General features: G+C 61.3%; 14 protein-coding genes. 7 read left to right on the top strand and 7 right to left on the bottom strand.

Going from position 1 to position 15,116, the window contains the following annotated elements; genetic code table 11:
• The first annotated feature begins 26 nt into the window (after positions 1-26).
• Positions 27-1,211 (top strand): M24 family metallopeptidase, encoded by a 1,185-nt coding sequence (locus ACR0DX_RS04570; RefSeq protein ID WP_170353065.1) that lies wholly within the window; start codon positions 27-29, stop codon positions 1,209-1,211.
• The gene (argE, locus tag ACR0DX_RS04565; protein ID WP_170353064.1) at positions 1,208-2,365 is read left to right on the top strand and encodes an acetylornithine deacetylase; all 1,158 of its coding nucleotides are present in this window, start codon (positions 1,208-1,210) and stop codon (positions 2,363-2,365) included. The genes ACR0DX_RS04570 and argE overlap by 4 nt, the downstream gene beginning before the upstream one ends.
• Here argE and ACR0DX_RS04560 read toward each other — a convergent pair.
• From ACR0DX_RS04560 to ACR0DX_RS04535, 6 genes are read right to left on the bottom strand one after another with little or no spacing between them, the layout of a single operon-like run.
• Complete coding sequence (locus ACR0DX_RS04560) at positions 2,362-3,228, bottom strand: urea carboxylase-associated family protein (RefSeq protein ID WP_480845304.1); 867 nt, start codon at positions 3,226-3,228, stop codon at positions 2,362-2,364. The genes argE and ACR0DX_RS04560 overlap by 4 nt on opposite strands.
• Positions 3,229-3,255: 27 nt before the next feature.
• Positions 3,256-4,734, bottom strand: a complete 1,479-nt coding sequence (locus ACR0DX_RS04555; RefSeq protein WP_170353062.1) for an aldehyde dehydrogenase — start codon at positions 4,732-4,734, stop codon at positions 3,256-3,258.
• Positions 4,735-4,742: 8 nt separating this feature from the next.
• Complete coding sequence (locus ACR0DX_RS04550; protein ID WP_480845302.1) at positions 4,743-5,777, bottom strand: LLM class flavin-dependent oxidoreductase; 1,035 nt, start codon at positions 5,775-5,777, stop codon at positions 4,743-4,745.
• The gene (locus ACR0DX_RS04545; RefSeq protein ID WP_170353058.1) at positions 5,777-6,694 is read right to left on the bottom strand and encodes a flavin reductase family protein; all 918 of its coding nucleotides are present in this window, start codon (positions 6,692-6,694) and stop codon (positions 5,777-5,779) included. Before ACR0DX_RS04545 ends, ACR0DX_RS04550 begins: the two co-directional genes overlap by 1 nt.
• The gene (locus tag ACR0DX_RS04540; protein WP_480845300.1) at positions 6,691-7,467 is read right to left on the bottom strand and encodes an alpha/beta fold hydrolase; all 777 of its coding nucleotides are present in this window, start codon (positions 7,465-7,467) and stop codon (positions 6,691-6,693) included. The genes ACR0DX_RS04545 and ACR0DX_RS04540 overlap by 4 nt, the downstream gene beginning before the upstream one ends.
• Positions 7,439-8,038 carry an amino acid synthesis family protein gene (locus tag ACR0DX_RS04535; protein WP_170353054.1) on the bottom strand — a complete coding sequence of 200 codons (600 nt, stop codon included), beginning with the start codon at positions 8,036-8,038 and terminating at the stop codon, positions 7,439-7,441. Before ACR0DX_RS04535 ends, ACR0DX_RS04540 begins: the two co-directional genes overlap by 29 nt.
• Before the next feature lie 105 nt (positions 8,039-8,143).
• Between ACR0DX_RS04535 and ACR0DX_RS04530 the strand changes: the two genes are divergently transcribed.
• The 5 genes from ACR0DX_RS04530 to ACR0DX_RS04510 all read left to right on the top strand — a co-directional run bounded on the left by ACR0DX_RS04530 (position 8,144) and on the right by ACR0DX_RS04510 (position 14,105).
• Positions 8,144-8,983 carry a LysR family transcriptional regulator gene (locus tag ACR0DX_RS04530; protein WP_170353052.1) on the top strand — a complete coding sequence of 280 codons (840 nt, stop codon included), beginning with the start codon at positions 8,144-8,146 and terminating at the stop codon, positions 8,981-8,983.
• 77 nt (positions 8,984-9,060) lie between these two features.
• Positions 9,061-10,311, top strand: a complete 1,251-nt coding sequence (locus ACR0DX_RS04525) for a sarcosine oxidase subunit beta family protein (protein ID WP_170353050.1) — start codon at positions 9,061-9,063, stop codon at positions 10,309-10,311.
• A 14-nt stretch (positions 10,312-10,325) separates the two neighbouring features.
• Positions 10,326-10,613, top strand: a complete 288-nt coding sequence (locus ACR0DX_RS04520; protein ID WP_170353047.1) for a sarcosine oxidase subunit delta — start codon at positions 10,326-10,328, stop codon at positions 10,611-10,613.
• A complete protein-coding gene (locus ACR0DX_RS04515) occupies positions 10,610-13,552 on the top strand; it encodes a sarcosine oxidase subunit alpha family protein (protein ID WP_170353045.1) in 2,943 nt (980 codons plus the stop codon). Before ACR0DX_RS04520 ends, ACR0DX_RS04515 begins: the two co-directional genes overlap by 4 nt.
• Entirely contained in the window at positions 13,545-14,105 is a 561-nt protein-coding gene (locus tag ACR0DX_RS04510) for an aminomethyltransferase family protein (protein ID WP_170353043.1), read from the top strand. The genes ACR0DX_RS04515 and ACR0DX_RS04510 overlap by 8 nt, the downstream gene beginning before the upstream one ends.
• Here the strand turns inward: ACR0DX_RS04510 and ACR0DX_RS04505 are convergent.
• On the bottom strand, positions 14,102-15,106 hold the full coding sequence (locus ACR0DX_RS04505) for a helix-turn-helix domain-containing protein (protein ID WP_170353042.1): 1,005 nt from the start codon (positions 15,104-15,106) through the stop codon (positions 14,102-14,104). The two genes, ACR0DX_RS04510 and ACR0DX_RS04505, sit on opposite strands and share 4 nt — an antisense overlap.
• Positions 15,107-15,116: the final 10 nt, after the last annotated feature.

The raw sequence follows: 15,116 nt of genomic DNA, 5'->3' as shown, positions 1-15,116 counted from the left end.
ATAACTCGAACACGACTGGAGCTGCTATGCCTCATGCCAATCCGGCCTTTTCACGCGCCGAATATGATCGCCGGCTTACCAAGACGCGTTCCGCAATGGCAGCCGCTGGTTTAAATGCCCTGTTTGTGCAGGACCCATCGAATATGGCGTGGCTGACCGGGTATGAGGGCTGGTCCTTCTACGTGCATCAGGGCGTCGTCGTTCTACACGATGCCGATCCAATCTGGTGGGGCCGCAATCAGGACGCCAACGGCGCGCGGCGCACGGTCTGGATGAGCGATGACCGCATTCACGGCTATGCAGATAACTATGTTCAATCGACCGAGCGGCACCCAATGCAAGACCTTGCTAAGTTGCTGCTTGAAAATGGCCTTGGGCAGGCGCGTATCGGGGTTGAGTTGGACAATTACTATTACTCGGCCAAGGCGCATCTGACATTGGCCGCCGAATTGCCTCAGGCCACGTTGGTCGATGGCAACGCTTTGGTGAACTGGCAGCGTGCCGTGAAATCCGGTGAAGAGATCGCCCTGATGCGCAAAGCTGCGCGGATTTCGGAACATGTGATTGATGGGGTGATAGAACGGATCGAACCCGGCCTGCGCAAGAACGAACTGGTGGCGCAGATTTACCATGACGCGGTCTCGGGCGTGGGTGAGGATTGGGGAGACTATGCCGCCATCGTGCCCCTTCTGCCCTCGGGGCCCGATGCCGCTGCGCCGCATCTGACATGGGATGGCGCGCCATTCAAAACCGGGGAGTGCACCTTCTTCGAGCTCTCGGGCTGCTATCGCCGCTATCACGCACCTTTCTGCCGGTCGGTATTTCTGGGTCAACCGCCCGACCACCTGCTGCGGGCCGAGGCCGCGCTGGTCGAGGGGCTTGAGGCTGGGCTAAACGCCGCCCGCGCTGGCAATCGGGCGCGCGATATCGCTCTGGCGCTGGCCGCCCCGCTAGAACGCGCCGGGATCGAACGCGGCGCTCGATGCGGGTATCCGGTGGGTCTCAGCTATCCGCCGGATTGGGGTGAGCGCACCATATCCTTGCGCGCGGAAGATGAAACCGTTCTGGAACCCGGCATGACGTTCCACTTCATGCCCGGTCTTTGGATGGACGACTGGGGGCTTGAGATCACCGAGACCATCCTGATCACCGACTCCGGCCCTGCAGAATGCCTGTGCAACCGGCCCCGCAAACTGTTCATGAAACCATGACCCTGACCCGAACCAAAGATATTCTAGCCGATCTGATTGCGTTCGAGACGGTCTCGGCCGACAGCAATCTTGAGATCATCCGATTCCTGACCAACCACCTTCAAACCTTGGGTGCGCGCTGTATCGAGACGCGCGATGAGACAGGCAAGAAGGCCAATGTCTTTGCCACCCTCGGCCCCGACATACCCGGCGGTATCCTGCTGTCTGGTCATACGGATGTGGTGCCGGTGGCCGATCAGGACTGGACCACAGACCCGTTCGAAATGGTCGAGCGTGATGGCCGCCTGTATGGGCGCGGCACCTGCGATATGAAGGGGTTTATCGCGGCATCGCTCGCCTTTGCCGAAGCGTTGGACGTCGAAAAACTGACCCAACCGCTGCATTTCGCCTTTACCTATGATGAGGAAACCGGCTGTCTGGGCGCGCAGAATTTGGTCAATGACCTCTCCGAACGCGGCATTGTTCCGGACATTGCCATCATCGGCGAACCGACCGAAATGCGGGTGATCGAAGGCCATAAGGGTTGCTTTGAATACACCACGCGTTTTACCGGTCTGGAGGGTCACAGTTCGGCCCCGGATGACGGCGTGAATGCTGCCGAATACGCCGCGCGCTATGTCAGCAAGCTGTTGGAATTGCGCCAGGTTCTGAAATCCCGCGCCCCTGCGGGCAGCTTGTTTGAACCCCCATGGACCACGATCAATGTCGGGTTCTTCAACGGCGGCGTAGCGCATAACGTGATCGCCAGCAAAGCCGAGATCGGCTGGGAAATGCGCCCGGTTCAGGCCAGCGACGCCGATCTCGTCAATCAGACGCTCAGAGATTACGTGACCCATACACTGTTGCCCGAAATGCAGGCTGTCCACCCCGAGGCCAGCATCACCCAAGACGTGGTGGCCGAGGTGCAAGGGCTGGAGCCGATGGAGGACAACGCCGCCCGCAAACTGGTGGCCGAGCTGACCGGCGCCAATGGCACCGGCACCGTCGCCTTCGCCACCGAGGCCGGTCTGTTCCAGCAGCTTGGCGTTCAAGCTATCGTCTGCGGCCCGGGCTCGATCACACAGGCGCACAGGGCCGACGAATATGTCGAGATCGAGCAGCTGGACCTGTGTTGCCGGATGCTCGACCGATTGGGCCGCCGCCTGACCGCCTAGCCCGCGCCGTGGGTCCGGTCATAGGCGGAGCGCGGCGGCTGAACATGGGCCGCGCGGGCATCCGCGCCGGGGTCATAGACCTCCATCAGCAGCGGATAGCAGGCGGCCACGTCCGAGGAATGTTCGGATGAACAATCGCCGCCGGGACAGGCCGACAGCCCCACGATCAGGTCAATCTCGGCGTAAAACTCAAGAAAATCGCCCGGTCGCACCGGGCTGGCCTTCATGAAATACTGCCCTGTGTCGCGGGTAAAGCCGGTACACATGAAGACATTCAGCACGTCATGCAAATGCATCTCGGCCTCGTGCAGCGGCAGATCGCAATGATCAGCCAAGGCGCGGGTCAGGTTGGAATGGCAGCAATAGTGATAGTCGTCCCCCGACAGCAGCCGTCCTGTATAGGGATCACAGCGCGTCCCGATCACATCATGGACCGAGCCGCCATAGGCATCGAACCCGTACCAATCCAGCGTATCCCCCACAATCGTCGCCATCGGGCGCATGTTGGGAAAGCTGGACCACATGCGGTCGCCGGTCGATAAATGCGTACCGTGCAAAGCGCGAGTTTTACCGGAATAGAACCGCTCGGACAGGTCGTGCTTGTTCCACATGTTCAGATCGCCGACCTGCGGACCATCCACCGATACCACGCGCACAAAGGCCCCGGCGGGCACCTCGATACAGGCCGCGTCACGCGGGGCCGCCGTGGCCTCAGCCGTTTTGGCCGCGCTTTGCCGCAGGGCGTTCAACCCCGCGATATCGGGTTGCGGCAACGTATCCGGCGGATAGCAGACGAGCGGAGGGATGTCCTTACGCTCCCCCGCATCTGCGGGGGCTGGGAAGTGGGGTGTCTTCAGTTTCATGCGCGCTCTCCCTGTGTTTCCACAGGTTTAGCGCATCACAAACGGGTTCGCCATCGGCTCTTGCGCGGTGCTGATCCACGTGGTTTTGGTGCGGGTGTACTCCAGGATCGCTTCAACCCCGGCCTCGCGCCCGTAACCTGACTGATTGAACCCGCCAAACGGGGCAATCGGGGAAATCGCACGATAGGTATTCACCCAGCAAATCCCCGCGCGGATGCGTTTCGACACCCGATGCGCCCGCGCAAGGTTCTGCGTGAAGACGCCGGAACCCAGACCGTAAGGCGTGGAATTGGCAAGCGCGATGGCCTCTTCTTCGGTCTCGAACGGCAGCAGAGACATGACCGGACCGAACATCTCGACCTTCAGCGTCTCGGTCTCAGGCACTGCACATTCGACCAGCGTGGGCGTCATATAGTTGCCCGGTCGATCTGCGGGCGCGCCGCCAAAGCGTATATTGGCCCCCTGCCCCTGGGCTGTGGCCAGTGTCGCCTCAATCTTGCTGACCTGCGCGGCGGTGCACAGCGGGCCGACATGGGTGTCGGGCTGCAGCGGATCGCCCAGCCGAATGGCGCTGGCCTTCTGTGAAATCTTTTCTATCAGCGGCTCAAGGATCGAACGATGCACCAATCCCCGCGTCCCCGCCACACAGCTTTGACCCGAGGCCCCGAAATTCCCGGCGATCAGCCCGTTTGCAGCCCCGTCCAGATCGGCGTCGTCAAACACAAGGATCGGAGATTTCCCGCCCAGCTCCAGCGAGGTCACCGCGAAATTCTCGGCCGAGTTTCGCACCACGTGGCGTGCAGTCTCGGGCCCTCCGGTAAAGGCAATGCGGTCCACATCCGCGTGGCGAGTCAGCGGGATGGCGCAGTTCTGGGCATCACCGGTGATGACCGAAACGACGCCGGGCGGGAACCCGGCCAATTCGATCAGCCGCGCGAATTCCAACATCGGCGCGGGGGCGATTTCCGAGGCTTTCAGAACCACCGAGCACCCCGCCGCAAGCGCCGGACCCAGCTTGGTGGCCGTCAGGAACATCTGCGCGTTCCATGGCACGATAGCGGCAACAACACCAATTGGCTCGCGCGTGGTAAAGACATGCATGTCGGGCTTGTCGATGGGCAGTACTGTGCCCTCGACCTTGTCGGCAAGCCCCGCGAAATAGCGATAATAGTCAGCCACATAGCCCGTCTGCATCGCCGTTTCCGCCAGCAGCTTGCCGCTGTCGGTGGTCTCCAGCTCGCCCAACTTCTGCGCGTGCTCCGCCACCAGATCGGCCAACCGGTACAGCAACTTACCGCGCGCTGTCGCCGTCATGTCGCGCCATGCGGGGTCGTCCAACACGCGCTTGGCTGCGGCCACAGCGCGATTCACGTCATCGGGCGCGGCGCAGGCGAACGTGGCCCAGCCCTGCCCGGTGGCCGGGTTTTCCGAGGTCATGACTTGCGCATCCGCGCCCTCGGACCATGCGCCGTCAATGAAAAGCTGAAAATGTGGAAGGTTTCCCATGGTGTTCCTCACTTAAAGGCTGGCATGACTTCGTCGATGAACCGCGCCAACGAGGCGCGCTTGCGGTCATTGGTCATGCCGCTATCGACCCAGAACGAGAACTCATCATATCCCAAATCCTCGTACCGTTTGATCCTGTCGATCACCTGCTGCGTTGTGCCAACGGTCAGGTCCTGGCCTAGTTTCTCGGTCGTATACATCGGGTTGGCGTCCATCTCCTGATCCGAGATCGGTTCGATCAACCCTTGCTGGACGGGCCGCTTGTTCAGGAACCATGCGCCGAAGTAGTTGTAATAACGGCGCAATTCCTGCACACCCTGCGCCACGTCATCTTCATCCGCACCTACATAGGTGTGATGCAACAGCATGATCTTGGGGCGTGGGCCGGAATAGCTTTCGCAGGCGGCATTGAAACGGCCCATCAGCGTTTCGATCTCTTCCATGCCCTGCCACAGCGGTGTGACCTGAATGTTGAACCCGTTGTGAACACCGAATTCGTGGCTGTTGGGATCGCGCGCGGCGATCCAGATAGGGGGGCCATTTTCCTGATACGGTTTCGGGGCCGAGGTGGCCGCCGGGAACGAATAGAACTCGCCCTCATGCGCGTAATCCCCGCGCCAGATTTGCGGCACCAGAGGGGTGCATTCGCGCATGCGCTGCCCGGCCTCCCACGCATCCATGCCGGGCATCAGTCGCTCGTATTCATAGGAATAGGCCCCGCGCGCGATCCCCAGCTCGATCCGGCCCTTGGTCATCTGGTCCGCCGCCGCGGCCTCACCCGCCAGCTTGATCGGATGCCAGAAGGGCGCGATCACCGTACCAGTGCCCAAGCGCACATTCTTGGTGTGATGCGCCAGATCGACCAGAGACAGGAACGGATTCGGCGCGATGGTAAATTCCATCCCGTGATGTTCACCCGTCCAGACCGCGCGCATGCCGCCATCATCGGCCATTTTCACGAGGCTCACGAACTCATCATGCAACACGTCATGGGGCTGATCGGGTGTCAGACGTTCCATATGGGCAAAGAGAGAAAACTCCATCAACCGGCTCCTTTGTCGAAACTGTGCAGCTCACCCCGGTCGGCATCGCCAAGGTAGAGCGAAAAATCCCCTTCGCGCGCTTCCAGCGCAAAGCGTGTCATCATTTTGCCCACCGACGGGGTGGCATAGGTCAGGTTGGGCAGGTGTTCGATGGCGATCCATTCGGTCCCATCGGGGGCCGCTGCCCCGGCGGATGAGGCCAGAAAGAACGTGTAATGCAGCTTGGTCGTCGCGTCGTTGAACGAGGAATAGACCTGCTCTAGCCGCGCCTTGATCCCCCGGTCCGCCAGACCCTGCGCCAGCCGCAGACGCTGCCCGCCGGGCTCGGCACCGGCGATGTGGAAGGGACTGTGGGTGGTCCCCTTCCGCTCCATCAAAACCGCGTCACCGGCCCGGATGATCGCGCCGCAGATAGTGGGCTGATCGCTGTCCATCTCCTGTTCCAGCCCTAGGCTGAAATACGAGCCGCCGACATAACCGAGCCCCCGGCCCCCGGCATGCGAGAAATCCGTGACCTGCCCGATCAGCACCGTATGGTCACCCGCCGGGATCGTCTGATGAGTCGAGCAACAGAACTGCGCCAGCGCACCGTCGATCAGCGGCAGATCATGGGCCCCTGTGCTGTGGGCCACTTTGGCGAAACGGTCGCCCTTATAGCTTGCGAACGTGTTCGAGGCGTCCTGCTGCCCCTCGGCCAGAATGTTGACGGCAAAGTGGCTGCAGCCCGCAAACACCTCATAGCTGGATAGAAACTTGCCCGGACAGACCAGCAACAAAGGCGGATCCAGCGAGACGGACGAGAACGAATTGGCCGTGAACCCGACTGGGTTGCCTGATGCATCGCGGGTCGTCACCACGGTCACACCGGTCATGAAACTGCCGAAAGCGTCGCGCAGCGCGCGGGGATCAAGCGTCATGAATGGCACTCCTTAACAAACGACAACAGAGTCGCGTTGACCTGTTGGGAATGTGTCATCGGCATCATGTGAGCCGCGTTCGGGATGATCTCGGCCCGCCCGTTCGGGGCAAGCGCGGCCATGTCTCGCGACATGCGCGGGGTCGAGTTCGGCTCATCCTCGCCCGTCAGAAACAGTGCTGGACAGGAGATCGCAGCCAACTGCTCGGCAGTCGGGCCGTTGCTTTCGGCGAAGACGGTATAGGCGGCCTTGTAGGCGCGTGGATCGACCTTTTGCAGCCAGCTATCGCAGGCGTCCCGCTCGGGGGATGCCCTGTCATCGAACCAGCGCTGCAACGTGGTCGAGGGGTCATTGGCCCGCTCGGCATCCAGCGCCTGAGCCCGTGCCAGAACCGCCGTACGGGCCTCATCCGGCCGCTGGAAAATCGCGTTCAGCGCGGCCACGCCTTTGACGTTTCCGCCCTCTGCAGCAATCCGGATTGCGATCAGTGCGCCCATCGAATGCCCGATCAAAACGGCCGGTTGGTCGATCAGCGCCGCCACGGGTACGGCATAGCTCTCTAGTCCCTCCACCGGGTTAAACGCTGAGTCCCCGTGCCCCGGCATGTCCGGGCACAGCACCCGGAACCCAGCCGCGACCAGAGCGTCAATCTGCGCGCCCCACGCCTCGGCCCGCAGGCCAACACCGTGCAACAGGATGACCAGCGGCCCCTCACCCGCGTCAATCGCGGCGAGGCCGCCGATCTCAGACCGAGGCCGGGTTGTCCACGTCATGTCCCAGATCCTTCAGGTCTTGGTAGCGGTCTCCGATGCGATGATGTGGCCGCCCCGTCGTCGCCCCGCCCAGCACCACCACGACCTCATCTGCGCGAGGCGCATCAGGGACGGAGAATTGTAGCGTCAAGTAATGCGACCGGCGGCCCGAATCGTTCTTGTCCATCATCGGCACCATGATCGGCGTATTCGCCGGGCCGCGCGTGTTGGTGAAGGACAGGTAGGATTTGGCCCCCACCGCCTGCCGGTAGAAATTGCCGAAATGCAGCGTGTGGATCAGGCCCGAGGCATGTTCAACCTCACCATCCAAACCCACCACGGCCGCCTTGCCATAGGCTTCGATCGCCTCACCGCTACCGGCCAGCGCCACCATCCGCTCGGTCATCACCTCGCCCAGCACCGGACCATAGGCCAGAATTTCGGGGCGCAGGTCTTCAACATACCGTCCGGCCCAAGGGTTCTTGATCACAGCTGCCACGGCGAACATCCGCCACGGGCGCTCCGCCGGGCGGAAACCTTCGATCAGAACCTCTTCGTCGTACGTCACAATTTTGCGGATTTCTGGCTGCACGGTGTCCTCCTGCGTGTTTCACGGAATATCCACGGCAGAGTCATGTTTTGACAAATGAAAGAAGTTCAGCCTTAGGTATTACCATCACTACTAGGTAGGTTACCGATGGCCAAAACTCTGCCCCCGCTGACATGGTTCAGATCCTTCGAGGCCGCCGCCCGACGGCTAAGCTCCACCGCCGCTGCCGATGAGATCGGGTTGACCCAATCCGCCGTCAGCCAGCAGATCCGAGCGCTGGAAACGCGGCTGGGCGTGGTTCTGTTTCACCGCCACGCGCGGGGGCTGTCCCTGACGGATGAAGGGCGCAAATTACTGCCGCAGGTCGAGGCCGCGCTTGAGATGCTGGAAACCGCAGCCTCTCCCTATCTGACCGAGGAGAAGGCGCGCCACATCACCGTTGCGGCTTCGATCAGTATCATCGAATGGGTGATCGCCCCCGCTCTACCCGCGTTTCAGGCGCAACACCCGGAGACCTCGGTTCGATTTGTCAGCACGATCTGGCCCGACGAATACGCCGCCGCGCGTGCTGATGTGGAAATCCGCTTTGGGTCGGCGAAACAGGTGGGCAAGGACGCGGTGGCGCTGCAGCCCAATCGGCTTGTGCCGGTGAAATCCCCAGCTCTGGCAGGTGATGACCTACCGCTGATCGAATCTGTCGGCACTTCCGACAGCTGGGTCACTTGGGCCGAGACAACAGGCCAAACCATGGGCACCCCGACTTATTTCGTGGATTCCTATGGTCTGGCGCTGCAGATGGCGGCGTCCGGCAACGGGGTCGCTTTGGTCAACCAACTGATCGCCACCCACGCGCTGGGTTCTGGTCAAGTGGTGCGGGCCTCAGACCATACTGCCCCCGCGACCGAAGGGTATTTTCTGGCCGTCCAACGCCGGTCAGCCGAGATAGACGCCTTCACCGCGTGGTTTTACGACTTGCTAAGGGTCTGATTCAGACATGTCTATGTCGCATCCGAGGATATCAAACCGCGCCAAAATAGTGAATTCTGGCAAAAAAGGTCCGATTCATGCGATATTCCGGCTTTCGAGTCATCAAAGAGGCACTGACCGGCCACAAGGGCTGGAAACCGGTCTGGCGCGAGCCTGAGCCCAAACCCCATTACGACGTCATCATTATTGGCGGCGGCGGTCACGGGCTAGCCACGGCCCACTATCTGTCCAAAGTCTACGGTCAGCGCAATGTAGCCGTGGTCGAGAAAGGCTGGATTGGGGGCGGCAATGTGGGGCGGAACACGACGATTGTGCGCTCGAACTATATGCTGGACGGGAATGAGCCGTTCTACGAGTTTTCGCTGAAACTGTGGGAGGGGCTGGAGCAGGACGTCAACTATAACGCCATGATGAGCCAGCGCGGGATCATCAACCTGTTCCATACCGACGGCCAGCGCGATTCGTATATCAGACGCGGCAATGCGATGATCCTGAACGGTGCGGATGCGGAACTGCTGGACGCCGATCAGGTCCGGGCCGAGCATCCCTATCTGAATTTTGATGACGCCCGGTTTCCCATCAAAGGCGGTCTAGTCCAGCGCCGCGCGGGCACGGCCCGCCACGACGCGGTCGCCTGGGGCTATGCGCGGTCGGCGGATTTGCACGGGGTGGACATTATCCAGAATTGCGAGGTCACGGCCCTGCGGATTGAAAATGGCACCTGCTTGGGCGTCGAAACCTCAAAAGGCTTTATCGGGGCCAGCAAAGTGGGCTGTGCGGTCGCTGGAAACTCGGGCCGCGTGATGGGCATGGCCGGGATGCGGCTGCCCATTGAAAGCCATGTGTTGCAGGCGTTTGTGTCCGAGGGGCTGAAGCCCGTTCTGCCCAGCGTCATCACCTTTGGTGCGGGACATTTCTATGTCAGCCAATCCGACAAAGGCGGTCTGGTCTTTGGCGGCGATATAGACGGCTATAACACCTATGCCCAACGCGGCAACCTGCCCGTAGTCGAGGATGTGTGCGAGGGCGGCATGGCCCTGATGCCCATGATCGGCCGCGCGCGGTTGCTGCGGATGTGGGGCGGTGTAATGGACATGTCGATGGACGGCTCACCCATCATCGACCGCACCCCGGTTCAGGGGCTCTATTTCAATGGCGGCTGGTGCTATGGCGGGTTCAAGGCCACGCCTGCCTCGGGCTATTGCTTTGCGCATCTGCTGGCAAAAGACGAACCACACCCCGTTGCCACCGCCTATCGTCTGGACCGGTTCCGTACTGGCCGGATGATCGACGAAAAAGGCGCGGGCAACCAGCCCAACCTGCACTAGAGGGGACCACGGATATGATCATCAACCACCCTCTTCTTGGGCCTCGCGATGCCTCAGAGTTCACCTATCTGGGCGATGCATCTCTGATCGACCGGCCCGACGGGACGGCCGAGAATGCCGCCGAGGCGTTCTATGACTATGCCTATCTGCGTGATAACCCTGCCGGTGAGCACCGTGAGCTGTGGTACCATGAAGCCGGGGATCGGTCCTGGCTGGTTGTCACCCGCAACACTCTGACCCACGAGATTTCCAAGGTTGAACTGGCCCGCGATGTGGCCCGCGCGCGGGGGCGTTCGAAATGACACAAGTGAACCGGCTGACCGGCGGGCAGATCGACCGCGATACGACCCTGAACTTCTACTTCGACGGACGCAGCTATACGGCGCATCCCGGCGATACTCTGGCTTCTGCGCTGCTGGCCAATAATGTGCGACTGATCGGGCGGTCGTTCAAATACCACCGCCCACGCGGGCTGCTGACGGCGGGATCCGAGGAACCCAACGGCATGGTGGAACTGCGCGCAGGCGCCCGCAAGGAACCCAACACCCGCGCCACGACGATCGAGATGTTCGACGGGTTGATCGCAAACTCGCAAAACCGCTGGCCAAGTCTGCGATTCGACGCGCTGGCGGTGAATGACTTGTTTTCCAACTTCCTGTCGGCGGGGTTCTACTACAAAACCTTTATGTGGCCCGCCGAGTTTTGGGAGAAGCTGTACGAGCCGATCATACGCCGCGCTGCTGGCCTTGGCTCACTGTCGATGCAGGCCGACCCGGATGAATACGACAAAGGGTTTCGTCACTGCGATCTGCTGATCATCGGTGCCGGGCCTGCGGGTCTGATGGCAGCGCTGACCGCCGGGCGTGCGGGCGCAGATGTCATACTGGCAGACGAGGATTTCACGCTGGGCGGACGTCTGAACAGCGAGACCTTCTCGGTCGGCGACCACAGCGCGCCCGATTGGGCTGCACAGGCTGTGGCCGAACTGTCGGCAATGCCGAACGTTCGACTGATGCCGCGCACCACGGTGATCGGAGCTTTCGACCACGGCATATACGGGGCCGTCGAGCGGACGGGCGATCACTTGCCCTCGCTGCCCGCTGGCAAACCGCGCCAGATCCTGTGGCGGATCTATAGCCAAAAGGCGCTGCTTTGTGCCGGGGCGACCGAGCGGCCGATTGCGTTTGAAAATAATGACCGACCCGGCATCATGACGGCCAGCGCGCTGAGAACTTATGCCAATCGCTTTGCGGTGACAGCTTCGCCTCGGGTTGCGATCTTTACCAACAATGATGACGGCCACCGCACGGCCGCGGACCTGCACGCCAAGGGCGTTAAAATCGCGGCCGTGGTAGATGTGCGCAACGATGCCCCGTTCAGCTATGACTATGAGGTGCTGAAAGGCGCGCAGGTCATAAACACCAAGGGCCGTCTGGGCCTGAGCTTTGTCGAGGTCGCATTGCCCGATGGTTCGACCCGGACACTGGACTGTGGCGCGCTGGGCGTGTCGGGCGGCTGGAACCCGAATGTCCACCTGACCTGCCACCAACGCGGACGCCCTGTTTGGAACGAAGCCCTTGCTGCTTTCGTTCCGGGAGAAAACCTACCGGTTGGCATGTCCGTCGCGGGTTCTGCCAGTGGCGTCATGTCAACCCATGGCGCACTGCGCTCGGGAGCCGAAGCGGCCGCTGCCGCGCTGGACCTGACCACTCTGCCCGACCTGCCAGAAGCCGAGGACGCGCCCATTGCACAAAAGCCGTTCTGGTATGTGCAGGGATGCAAACGCGCCTGGGTCGATCAGCAGAACGACGTGACCGTCAAGGATGTGAAGCTCAGCTATCAGGAAGGCTTCCGCTCGGTCGAACATCTGAAACGCTATACCACGCTGGGCATGGCGACCGATCAGGGCAAGACCTCGAACATCACGGGTCTTGCAATCATGGCCGAGGTTGCGGGCAAATCGATCCCCGAAACCGGCACCACCATTTTCCGCCCACCCTACACACCCGTGCCCATCGGCGCGTTCGCCGGTCGAATGACGGGCAAAGAGTTTCACCCGATCCGCCTGACTCCGTCACACCATTGGGCCAAGGAACGCGGCGCAGTGTTTGTCGAGGCCGGGAACTGGCTGCGCGCACAGTGGTTCCCCCTGCCCGGTGAGACTCATTGGCGCGAGTCCGTCGACCGCGAGGTACGCCAAACCCGCGCCTCGGTCGGGGTGTGCGATTGCACCACCCTGGGCAAGATCGACGTGCAGGGCACGGATGCAGCCGAGTTCCTCAACCGCGTCTACGCCAACGGCTTTGCCAAGCTGGCGGTGGGCAAAACCCGCTATGGGCTGATGCTGCGCGAGGATGGAATGGTCATGGATGACGGCACCGCCGCGCGGCTGGCCGAGGATCATTTCGTCGTCACCACCACCACGGCGAATGCTGTAAGTGTCTATCGCCACATGGAATTTGTGCGCCAGTGCCTGTTCCCGGACATGGATGTGCAGCTGATTTCGACCACCGATGGTTGGGCGCAATACGCGGTGGCGGGGCCGAATTCCCGCAAGCTTCTGCAAAAGATCGTGGACCCCGAATTTGATATTTCGAACGAGGCTTTCCCCTTCATGGCCTGCGGCAAGATCACCGTCTGCGGTGGACTACGGGCGCGGCTGTTTCGTATCTCGTTCTCGGGCGAATTGGCGTTCGAGATCGCCGTCCCGTCGCGCTATGGCGATGCACTGATGCGGCGGCTGATGACCGAAGGCAAAGAGTTCGACGTCACCCCCTATGGCACCGAAGCGCTGAGCGTGATGCGCATCGAAAAGGGCCACCCGGTCGGCAATGAGTTGAACGGCACCACCACGGCGCTGAATCTTGGTCTGGGCAAGATGGTATCAAAGAAGAAAGACAGCATTGGATCGGTTCTATGCGAACGCGAGGCCCTGATCGCTCACGATGTGCTTAAACTGGTCGGGCTGAAACCGGTCAACCCCGAGGAAAAGATCACAGCTGGCGGCCACTTGATGAACACGGATGGCCCGGTCGATGCCGCGCATGATCAGGGCTATGTGACCTCGGCGGCCTATTCGCCCAATCTGAACAGCAATATCGGGCTGGGCCTGCTGAAACGCGGCGATGCGCGGATGGGAGAGAAGATGCGCCTTGTGTCGCCACTGACCGACCTAACGGTCGAGGTCGAAATTGTCTCGGCCCATTTTATTGATCCCGAAGGAGAACGTCTGCGTGCATGATCTTGTAGCAATAACCGCCCTCGGCGGGGCCGCGCCGCGCGTAGATACGGTCGGGCCGGTCACATGTGCCGAGGTGCCCGACGTGGCGCTGGCCTCGGTCGCGGCCCGGTTGGGACAGGAAGCCAAGGCACGTGAGGCGCTGGCCAACGTGATCGGCGCGCCTGCACCCGACATCCAGCGCATAGCAGGTGGCGAGACAACCGCTTTTTGGTCCGGCCCCGATCAATGGATGATTGAGGCCCCATATAAAGGCCACCACGACCTTGCGGATCAGGTTAAAGCAGGCGTAGGGAATACGGCGTCCGTCACCGAACAGACCGACGCCTGGATACGGTTCGACCTGCGCGGCGATGGCATTCCGTCAGTGTTGGAATTGCTAAGCCAACTGGACCTGCGCCGCCTACCCCCCGGCACCACAGCACGCTGTTCGATCCACCATGTCGGGTGTTACCTTTTGTGCCGCGATGCAGATCATTACAGCATATACGGCCCACGATCCTCGGCCGGGTCGCTACATCACGCTGCGCTGACCTCGATGCGATCGGTCTACTAAACTGATGGCAGTGGCGCGTTGCCCTCGACCCGGAACCGGTTGATCCGGCGGCGATCCTCGGCCGGGCTGAGTCCGAATGCAGCCCGGTAATGTGTCACCAAAGGCGCGGCGGAACTATAGCCGACCGATGCAGCGATCTCGGGGATCGGATCCGCTGTATACATCACCATCTGCCGCGCGGCCTTCATACGCATGGCCCTGTAGTAGTGACTGGGGCTTTTGCCAGTTGCCCGTTTGAAGGCACGTTCAATTTGGCGCGGCGTGACGCCTATTTGCCGCGCGACGTCGGCGATCGAGACTGGTTCGCTCATATCCTGCCCAAACAGCGCAACGCAACGCGCGACAAGCGGCGGAATACTGTCGCCCGTTTCCGGTTGTGTGGCACTGGGCACCTGTTGGCGCACCCCGGCTCCACGCATCATGGGGTGCTGAAACCAACACGCAACCTCATGCGCTATTTCCGCTCCAAGACGATCCTGAATCAGATGCAATGCCAGATCAAACCCTGCTGCGGCCCCGGCGGCTGTGTAGCGTGTTGCGGTTCTGACGATGACTTCACTCCGGGCATCAAAATCGGGAAACTCGGCCTCGAACGCCGCTTCATAGCACCAATGAACCGAGACCGGTTGCCCTTGCATCGTGCCCGAGCGAACAAGCGGGAACACACCACCGCTGATCCCACCCAGAATTGTTCCGTGTCGCCCAAGACTGCGCAGAGCGGCATTGCCCGCGCTAGCGTTTTCAAACCGCGAGGTCGGGCTACTAAGAAGGAACAGAATGTCGACTTCACCGTGATCCAGCAAGCCACGCATTGCGTCAAATCCCACCTCGGCGCTAGAACGTACCTTTTGTCCGCGCTCGGACAGTAACGTCCAACAAAAGGTCTCCTGCCCTGCGATCTCGTTGGCGGCACGCAAAGGTTCGATAACCGAAGTCAGGCAAGCCATCGGAAAGCCATCAAACAGCAGAAATCCAATCTCGATTCTGTCATCTCTGCACATTGGATTATCC

This window comes from Ruegeria sp. D3 (genome assembly GCF_056534465.1).
Note: the sequence above shows the minus strand (reverse complement) of the source record. Positions and strands in the feature narration are given on the sequence as shown.

Bases quoted from the DNA above. Each gene is read 5' to 3' on its own strand.
- ACR0DX_RS04570 (WP_170353065.1), top strand. From the start codon at position 27: ATGCCTCATGCCAATCCGGCCTTTTCACGCGCCGAATATGATCGCCGG.
- argE (WP_170353064.1), top strand. From the start codon at position 1,208: ATGACCCTGACCCGAACCAAAGATATTCTAGCCGATCTGATTGCGTTC.
- ACR0DX_RS04560 (WP_480845304.1), bottom strand. From the start codon at position 3,228: ATGAAACTGAAGACACCCCACTTCCCAGCCCCCGCAGATGCGGGGGAG.
- ACR0DX_RS04555 (WP_170353062.1), bottom strand. From the start codon at position 4,734: ATGGGAAACCTTCCACATTTTCAGCTTTTCATTGACGGCGCATGGTCC.
- ACR0DX_RS04550 (WP_480845302.1), bottom strand. From the start codon at position 5,777: ATGGAGTTTTCTCTCTTTGCCCATATGGAACGTCTGACACCCGATCAG.
- ACR0DX_RS04545 (WP_170353058.1), bottom strand. From the start codon at position 6,694: ATGACGCTTGATCCCCGCGCGCTGCGCGACGCTTTCGGCAGTTTCATG.
- ACR0DX_RS04540 (WP_480845300.1), bottom strand. From the start codon at position 7,467: ATGACGTGGACAACCCGGCCTCGGTCTGAGATCGGCGGCCTCGCCGCG.
- ACR0DX_RS04530 (WP_170353052.1), top strand. From the start codon at position 8,144: ATGGCCAAAACTCTGCCCCCGCTGACATGGTTCAGATCCTTCGAGGCC.
- ACR0DX_RS04525 (WP_170353050.1), top strand. From the start codon at position 9,061: ATGCGATATTCCGGCTTTCGAGTCATCAAAGAGGCACTGACCGGCCAC.
- ACR0DX_RS04520 (WP_170353047.1), top strand. From the start codon at position 10,326: ATGATCATCAACCACCCTCTTCTTGGGCCTCGCGATGCCTCAGAGTTC.
- ACR0DX_RS04515 (WP_170353045.1), top strand. From the start codon at position 10,610: ATGACACAAGTGAACCGGCTGACCGGCGGGCAGATCGACCGCGATACG.
- ACR0DX_RS04505 (WP_170353042.1), bottom strand. From the start codon at position 15,106: ATGTGCAGAGATGACAGAATCGAGATTGGATTTCTGCTGTTTGATGGC.